Source organism: Fastidiosipila sp., assembly GCA_012511175.1.
Taxonomy (GTDB): domain Bacteria; phylum Bacillota; class Clostridia; order Saccharofermentanales; family DTU023; genus UBA4923.
Genome location: JAAZGO010000018.1, coordinates 26,320 through 34,177, shown reverse-complemented (window position 1 = coordinate 34,177; position 7,858 = coordinate 26,320). Strand labels below are relative to the sequence as shown.

Below are 7,858 nucleotides of genomic sequence, written 5' to 3'. Positions count from 1 at the left end.
TTTCAACCATTCCGGTGAGTTTAACGGAGAGGCCACACCTGTTCCCATCCCGAACACAGAAGTTAAGCTCTCCCGTGCCGAGAATACCTGGCTGGAGACGGCCCGGAAAGGTAGGTCCTCGCCGGATCCTTTTATTCCTCCTTAGCTCAGCGGTAGAGCATTCGGCTGTTAACCGAAGGGTCGCTGGTTCGAATCCAGCAGGGGGAGCCAGCATTCAGGATCCGCTTCGGAAGAAGCGGGTCTTTTTATTTTCCTCGATTGAATTTTTATCCGTATAATGATCATGTGTACCGATCTGAGGAGGAAACGAAGTGACAGGGGTTGATTGTACATTTACGTGCGGGAATGAGTGGTTCAGGTACAGAACAGGTGCCATTATCCGGGATGAGGAAAAAGCACTCTTCATGTACGCAAAAACGGCCCAGCACTATTATTCACCGGGTGGCGCTGTTTATCTTGGTGAAAAAGCCGAGGATGCTGTAAGGCGGGAACTTTTCGAAGAGACGGGGATCGAATTTCAAATTGAACGCCTGCTCTGTGTGGTTGAGAACTTTTTTAGAGGCCGCTACGGATCGATCGACAAAAAGGTCTGTCATACCCTTGAATTTTACTATTTGATGAAGGCCCCCCGGCTAATGACCTTTGCCGGCCATAGCGTCAATATGGATGGTGATGGGGAGCAGCTTGTATGGCTGCCGGTTGACAGGCTCGAGGAATACGATATCCGGCCGCCCGCCATGGTATCGCTTGTCAGGGAGCCTCCCCAAAGTTTCTCAATGCTGGTCAATGACGAGCGGTAAGGGGTGAGGACCGGAAAGGAGATCAATTGATGCTGACAGAGAAAGATCGTAAACATTTGAAAAGAGCGGTCGAGCTGGCCAGGGAGGCTTTGGAAAAAGGTGATGCCCCCTTTGGCTCGGTCCTGGTATCCGGTGAAGGGGAAGTGCTGATGGAAGCCCGCAACCAGGTGGGGTGCGGCGATCACACTCAACATCCGGAGTTTAATTTGGCACGCTGGGCAGCGGAGCATATGACAGACGGGGAGAGGCGCAAGGCGACGGTCTACACCTCAGGCGAGCATTGCCCCATGTGTTCGGCAGCTCACGGCTGGGTTGACCTGGGCCGGATTGTCTATGCCTCAAGTTCCGCCCAGCTTGCCGGCTGGCTGGAAGAAATGGGAATCCCGCCCGGCCGCGTACGCAACCTCTCCATCCAGGAGGTCATCCGGGATTCGGTCGTGGAAGGGCCGGTTCCGGAATTCGAAGAGGAGATCCACAAGCTTCAGCGGCAGTACCATCTGGGCAGGAGCTGATCTGGAATTTCCGCCAAGAGGCAGAGGATGGCTTTTACCTGGACGCCGAAGCAGATTGACTGGTACGAAAAGGCCAGCAGCTACGGTTCCTTTCACCGCCAACTGGCCTCGTTTCTTGTACCCTTTCTCCAGCCGGACGACACGGTCTGTGACTGGGGCTGCGGTTTGGGAAAGCTGAGCCTGGAACTGGCGCCCTACGTCGCGCGGCTGACTTGCGTCGATCGGGATCCCCAGGTGCTTGAAGCACTGAGGAAGGAAATCAGGCGGCGGGGATTCAGGAACATGGAGATTGTTGAGGGGGATGCGGGTAAGCTTGCTCTTGACTGCCAGGTCGGTCTGATGGCTTTTTTTGGACATTCTTACGAGTTGATGTCGCGCTGCATTGACCTGTCAGGCCGGCTCCTGATCAGGGTGATCGATACCGGCTCCGGCATGGAAGGAGCCGGATGGAAAAGAGCGGAAGACATCGAACGCAGCTTGCTAAAGGAAGGCCGATCATTCTCAAAAGAGAGAGCGAGGCTCGAATTCGGACAGCCCTTTACCAGCAGGCGCGATGCGCTGGACTTCCTCGGGCATTACAAGCCGGATAAGACACGGCAAGAAGCCGAGGCCTACCTGGAGGAGCATTTGCTTGAAACAGGCGGGGAGGCATTTCCCTATTACCTGCCAAAGGTAAAGCATCTTCTGATCTATGCAATCGCGGCCAGGGCCTGAAGTGGGATTTCGAAGTTCAATGGTAACGGTCAATACTCTTTGAGCCATTTGTTTAAATAGTCCAAGATATTATGTATAATTACGCTACGTTGGGTTTAGTCAACACCACCCCGCTTTGGCGATTCGCGGTCAATTCCGGATCCGGGACGTCTGAGCCGATTCCATTAAGGAGGTCTAGAATGGCTTATTGTAGTGTTTGTGGACTTGAAGTCGATGACAAGGAGAAATTTTGTCCGGCGTGCGGCTCGCCCATAATGGGACAGGCGGGGGATGCGCCTGTGCAACAGCCGCCTCCGCAGCAGCAGTACCAGGCGCCCCCGCAACAGCAATACCAGGCGCCCCCGCAGCAGCAATACCAAGGGCCGCCTCCCCCGGGACAGGGCCCGGCTTTTATGAACACGCCGGATACAACCGGTCAGTACGATCCGAGGGACATTGAACAGAATAAAATGATGGCCATCCTGGCCTATCTGGGCCTGCTTTTCCTGGTTCCCCTGCTGGCGGCTCCCCAGTCTCGCTTCGCGCGTTTCCACGCTAATCAGGGCCTGGTTCTCTTCATCTTTGAAGCAGGAGCCAGTGTGGTACTGATCATTCTGGGCATTTTGTTTATGTTTATCTCACCCGCACTATCAATCCTGTCGACCATCTTATGGTTGCTGGTATGGCTGCCCTCAATCGCGCTTATTGTCCTCGGCATCATCAACGCGTCTGGCGGAAGAGCGAAAGAACTGCCTCTGATCGGCAAGATCCGGCTTCTGAAATAAAGCGTCAGCCCGATTTTGAGTGAAAGGAAACCCCGCGCTGTGAAGGGCGCGGGGTTTTTGGCTGTCAGGGCAGAATACGGTCCGCCTGCCACTTGACAAATCGGAGGAACTGTCCAAGTCTTATAAGCATGATAAAGACATTTAAATACATGCGCAGACAAGACTGGCTGCTTGCCTTTGCTGCTTCCCTGTTAACCATTTTGCGCGTCTATTTCGAGCTTAAGATACCCGAATTTATGAAGCGGGTGACCGAGCTGATCATGACGGAGGGAAATACCCTGCGGGAGATCTGGACCACAGGCGGCTGGATGCTGCTGACTGCCCTGGGTAACCTTGCGGTCATGATCGTGGTCGCTGTCATGTCGGCCCGGGTTGGCGCCTGCTTTGCGACCAGGCTTCGCATATTGCAGTTTGAACGTGTTTCATCTTTTTCCATGGAGGAGATCAACCGCTTTTCCACGGCCAGCCTGATCACGCGTTCGACCAACGATGTGACGCAGATCCAGTTTTACACAGCCATGCTGATCCGCATCATGATCCCCGCGCCCATCACCGCAATCTGGGCCATCACCAAGATCACCAGTCAGGGGCAGACCCTGTGGTCCTTGGCCATGAGTGTGGCGGTCGCCTTTTTGCTGGTCATCATTTTCGTTATCTTCAAATTCGCTATGCCCAGATTCCGGAGAATTCAGACCCTAACTGACAACATCAACCGGATCACCCGGGAGCATCTGCTGGGCATCAGGGTTGTCAAAGCCTACAATGCAGAACCCTACCAGGAGGCCAAGTTCGAGGAAGCCAATGAAGCATTGACCCACAACAATCTCACGGCCCACCGCATCATGATGGTGCAGGGCCCGGGCATGGGGCTGATCATGAATGGCCTCAGCATCGCCATCTATTGGATCGGGGCCGTGCTCATTCAGGCGGCAGGCGCGCATGACAAGATCTTTTTGTTCTCCAGTATGGTGGTCTTCATGAACTACGCCATGCAGATTGTCATGTCCTTCATGCGGATGACCATGCTTTTCGCCATGGCGCCCCGGGTGGCTGTATCCGCCAACCGCATCCGGGAAGTCATCGAAACAGAGCCGGCGATCAAAGACGGAAAACTGGAAGAGGCACCGGAGAGCACTTCGGCCATCGAGTTCAAGAATGTCTGCTTCCGCTATCCGGACGGGGCCAATTATGTGCTGAAGGATATTTCCTTTCAGGCGGCCAGAGGTGAAACCATTGCCTTTATCGGGGCGACAGGCAGCGGTAAAAGCACCCTGCTCAACCTGATTCCGCGCTTCTATGAGGCCACGGAAGGGGCGGTTCTGATCGATGGCATCAACGTGAAAGAGTACAAGCAGCAGGCGCTTCGTAAAAAATTCGGCTATGTTCCCCAGACAGCCTTTCTGTTTTCGGGGACCCTCGAGGACAATATCGATTACGGTGATCGGAATGGCGGTTCAAGGTCAGCGGAAAGTCTGGAAGATGCTGCTTCGGTTGCCCAGATAAAAGATTTTATTGACACGCTTCCGGAAGGCTATGAAGCCCCGGTTGCCAGAGGGGGAACCAATTACTCCGGCGGGCAGAAACAGCGCTTGTCCATCGCCAGGGCCGTGCACCGGCAGCCGGAGATTTATCTCTTTGATGACGCCTTCTCAGCCCTGGACTACAGGACGGACAAGGCTCTGCGCCATGCCCTCAAAGATAAAATGAAAGGGGCCACCACCGTCATCGTGGCGCAGCGGATTGGAACCATCCGCGACGCGGACAAGATCCTGGTCCTCGACGAGGGGAAACTGGTCGGTGCGGGAACCCATGCCGAACTGATGAAAAACTGTAAAGTCTATCAGGAGATTGCCCTGTCGCAGCTGTCCATGGAGGAGTTGGCGTCATGAGCCAGAAGGAATAAAAATCGGTGATGATACCAGGATCCGCAGGCAGCCGCAAATGGGCGGCGGGCGGGGCGGCATCGGCCGTCCGGTCGAGAAGCCCAAGGATTTCAAAAAGACCTGGGGCAAACTGATCGCCTACAGCAGGACAGAACGGCTTCCCATTATCGCTTCTTTTCTGGGCGCTTCAGCCGGGGCCATCCTCTCCCTGATCGGGCCCAGGCGCCTGGCCATGGTGGTCGACGTCATCGAAAAGGGCATGACCGGATCCATTGATTTCAGGGCCATGCGGCTTCTGATTGCGGGTCTGATCGCTATCTATGGCACGGGGGCCCTGCTCAATTATTTTCAGAACTTTTTCATGACCGGGGTGGCACAGACCATTTCCAAAAGGATGCGGAGGCACGTAGCCGAGAAAATCAACAAGGTGCCCATCAACTACTTCAACCGGGTTTCCTACGGCGATATTTTGAGCCGGGTCACCAACGATGTGGATGGTGTGAGCCAGGCGCTCAACCAGGGGATCGCCTCCATCGGCTCCTCCGTCACCCTCTTTTTCGGTTCTCTGGCCATGATGATCATCGCCAACGTCTGGATGGCCCTGGCTGCGGTGGGGGTGACCCTGATCGGCTTCTTTTTCATGACTTTGACCATCCGGGCTTCCCGCAAATATTTCGTTGCGCAGCAACGCGACCTGGGTGACATGAACGGCCATGTCGAGGAAATTTACGCCGGTCACAACATTGTCAGGGCCTACAACGGCGAAAAGGGTGCCAGGAAGACTTTCGACAAGATAAACGACCGGCTGAAGACCTCTGCCTTCAAGTCGCAGGCCCTGTCCTCCATGATGATGCCCATGATGTTCTTCATGGGCAATCTCGGTTTTGTCACAGTCAGCATCATGGGCGGGATCTTCGTATTCCAGGGGCGGATCCCCTTCAGCACCATTGTGGCCTTCATGATGTACATCCGGCTCTTTTCTCATCCCTTGCAGGATTTCGCCCAGGTGGCGACCCGGCTGCAGTCCGCGGCGGCAGCCAGTGAGCGCGTCTTTGAGTTTTTGGAGGAAGAGGAAGTCGAAGACGAAAGCGGCAAGACTCAACACCTAGACCAAGTCAGAGGCCAGCTGGAATTCCGCAATGTCCGTTTCCGTTACGAAGGCATGGAGGAAGATGTGATCCACGATTTTACCGCCTGGGCGAAACCGGGTCAGAAAATCGCCATCGTGGGCCCGACCGGTGCCGGCAAGACCACCATGGTCAATCTTTTGATGCGCTTTTATGAAATTGAACACGGCCTGATTACCATTGACGGGATCAACATCCAGGACCTGACCCGCGAAAATGTCCGGGAGCAGTTCTGCATGGTTCTGCAGGACACCTGGCTCTTTGAGGGCACCATCCGGGAAAACATCGTCTACAGCAAGGAAAATGTCAGTGACGGGGAGGTGATCCGTGCCTGTGAAGCGGTGGGACTGCACCACTTCATCGAAACACTTCCTTACGGTTATGATACGGTCCTGGGCGATGAAACCAATCTGTCAGCAGGCCAGAAACAGCAGATCACCATCGCGCGGGCCATGATTGAGAATGCACCCATGCTGATCCTTGACGAGGCGACCTCCTCGATTGACACCCGGACTGAACTCAACATCCAGCGGGCTCTGGATCAGCTGATGGGGGGCAGGACCTCCATCATCATCGCCCACCGCCTGTCGACGATTAAGAATGCCGATGTCATCCTGGTCATGCAGGAGGGGAACATCATCGAGCGCGGCAGCCATGATGAGCTGATGGCGCTGAACGGTTTCTATGCGGGACTGTATAACAGTCAATTTGAGACAGCAGCCTGAGGCGGGCCGGCATGATTCATTGCTTTAAAGGTGTATAATAGTCGGGAAATTGTCATAATTAATGATGGGTGATTGCACGAAGATACCTGGGAGGCCGACCGGCCTGCCCTCCAATTATCTGAAAAACGGACGGTATGCTTTGTGAAAGTGCAGGAAGTCCGACCCGCAACTGTCCTAATAATTGGTATAATGAACAGGCGCAGACCAGATGGCAACGGGCATAAGATTGACAAGAGGTCTTTGTTCATTTATCGTTAACAAAGCATTCAGCCCCCGGTCGGTCAGGGGGCAACCGGACATCCGGCTTGAATAAACCGGCCCGGGTCAACGTGAGCGTGATATGGAGAAGGGCGAGGCATCCGGCTGCATGCATCATCCTGGGAATATCTGCTGAAAGTGGGAGGTAGCAAGGATAATGTGGCGGTATTTTCTTAAGCGGATCCTTTTGGCCATTGTAACGGTATTTGTAGTCATTGCCATCACTTTTTTCACCATGAATGCGATCCCCGGAGGACCGTTTGACAAGGAAAAAGCCTCGGATCCCGCGACAATCAAAGCTCTGACGGAACGGTACGATCTTGACAAACCCCTCGGCGAGCAATTTTTGATGTATCTGACCCGTATGCTGCACGGGGATCTGGGTATTTCCATGCGCAACGGCCGGGAGATCATCAAAACCATCAACAAGAAATTTGCGGTATCAGCCAGAATTGGCGGCTATTCCATTATCGCCTCCTTTGCCATCGGCATCACCCTGGGAGTCATTGCGGCCCTTCGCCGCAACAAGATGACTGACCGTGTCATCATCTTTTTCACCACCCTGTTTCAGTCGGTGCCGGGATTTGTGATGGCCACTTTGATTTTGCTGGTCTTTGCACTCAAGCTGGGCTGGTTCCCCGTCTATAACGAAGTAAGACCCAACTATTTTCTGGCCGTCCTGTCTCTTTCCCTTTACCCGGCGGCCTACATCACACGGCTGACCAAGTCAAGCATGCTGGATGTCATGGCTGACGACTACATCCGGACAGCCCGGTCCAAAGGTGTCAGCCCCGGAAAAGTTGTTTTTAAACATGCCCTCCGGAACGCAGTTCTGCCCATTATTACCTACCTGGGTCCCATGGTGGCTTATACATTGACGGGAAGCATGGTGGTGGAAACGGTATTTACCATGCCCGGCCTCGGCCTTGAGTTTGTTCAGAGCATTCTCAACCGGGACTACACCATGATTATGGGAACGACAATTTTCCTGGCTTCACTCATGGTCATCATGACACTGATCAGCGATCTTATTTATAAGATGGTTGATCCCAGGATCACATTCGATTAGGGGGCT

7 protein-coding genes, 1 tRNA gene and 1 rRNA gene are annotated in these 7,858 nt (G+C 54.2%); all 9 read left to right on the top strand.

Going from position 1 to position 7,858, the window contains the following annotated elements; translation table 11 throughout:
• The first annotated feature begins 10 nt into the window (after positions 1 to 10).
• A 5S ribosomal RNA gene (rrf, locus tag GX839_03595) occupies positions 11 to 127 on the top strand.
• 8 nt (positions 128 to 135) lie between these two features.
• Positions 136 to 210, top strand: a tRNA-Asn gene (locus GX839_03590).
• Positions 211 to 311: 101 nt separating this feature from the next.
• Positions 312 to 800 carry an NUDIX domain-containing protein gene (locus GX839_03585; protein ID NLB04546.1) on the top strand — a complete coding sequence of 163 codons (489 nt, stop codon included), beginning with the start codon at positions 312 to 314 and terminating at the stop codon, positions 798 to 800.
• 29 nt (positions 801 to 829) lie between these two features.
• Positions 830 to 1,312: a nucleoside deaminase gene (locus GX839_03580; GenBank protein ID NLB04545.1), complete on the top strand. Its 483-nt coding sequence runs from the start codon at positions 830 to 832 to the stop codon at positions 1,310 to 1,312.
• Positions 1,313 to 1,339: 27 nt separating this feature from the next.
• Positions 1,340 to 2,026, top strand: a complete 687-nt coding sequence (locus tag GX839_03575) for a methyltransferase domain-containing protein (GenBank protein NLB04544.1) — start codon at positions 1,340 to 1,342, stop codon at positions 2,024 to 2,026.
• Positions 2,027 to 2,205: 179 nt separating this feature from the next.
• A complete protein-coding gene (locus GX839_03570) occupies positions 2,206 to 2,790 on the top strand; it encodes a zinc-ribbon domain-containing protein (GenBank protein ID NLB04543.1) in 585 nt (194 codons plus the stop codon).
• 128 nt (positions 2,791 to 2,918) lie between these two features.
• On the top strand, positions 2,919 to 4,679 hold the full coding sequence (locus GX839_03565; GenBank protein ID NLB04542.1) for an ABC transporter ATP-binding protein: 1,761 nt from the start codon (positions 2,919 to 2,921) through the stop codon (positions 4,677 to 4,679).
• Positions 4,680 to 4,731: 52 nt separating this feature from the next.
• Entirely contained in the window at positions 4,732 to 6,525 is a 1,794-nt protein-coding gene (locus GX839_03560) for an ABC transporter ATP-binding protein (GenBank protein ID NLB04541.1), read from the top strand.
• A 415-nt stretch (positions 6,526 to 6,940) separates the two neighbouring features.
• A complete protein-coding gene (locus tag GX839_03555; protein ID NLB04540.1) occupies positions 6,941 to 7,852 on the top strand; it encodes an ABC transporter permease in 912 nt (303 codons plus the stop codon).
• Positions 7,853 to 7,858 lie beyond the last annotated feature (6 nt).

Excerpts from the sequence above, each read along its gene's own strand:
- GX839_03580 (NLB04545.1), top strand. The coding sequence starts at position 830 with ATGCTGACAGAGAAAGATCGTAAACATTTGAAAAGAGCGGTCGAGCTG.
- GX839_03575 (NLB04544.1), top strand. The coding sequence starts at position 1,340 with ATGGCTTTTACCTGGACGCCGAAGCAGATTGACTGGTACGAAAAGGCC.
- GX839_03570 (NLB04543.1), top strand. The coding sequence starts at position 2,206 with ATGGCTTATTGTAGTGTTTGTGGACTTGAAGTCGATGACAAGGAGAAA.
- GX839_03565 (NLB04542.1), top strand. The coding sequence starts at position 2,919 with ATGATAAAGACATTTAAATACATGCGCAGACAAGACTGGCTGCTTGCC.
- GX839_03560 (NLB04541.1), top strand. The coding sequence starts at position 4,732 with ATGGGCGGCGGGCGGGGCGGCATCGGCCGTCCGGTCGAGAAGCCCAAG.
- GX839_03555 (NLB04540.1), top strand. The coding sequence starts at position 6,941 with ATGTGGCGGTATTTTCTTAAGCGGATCCTTTTGGCCATTGTAACGGTA.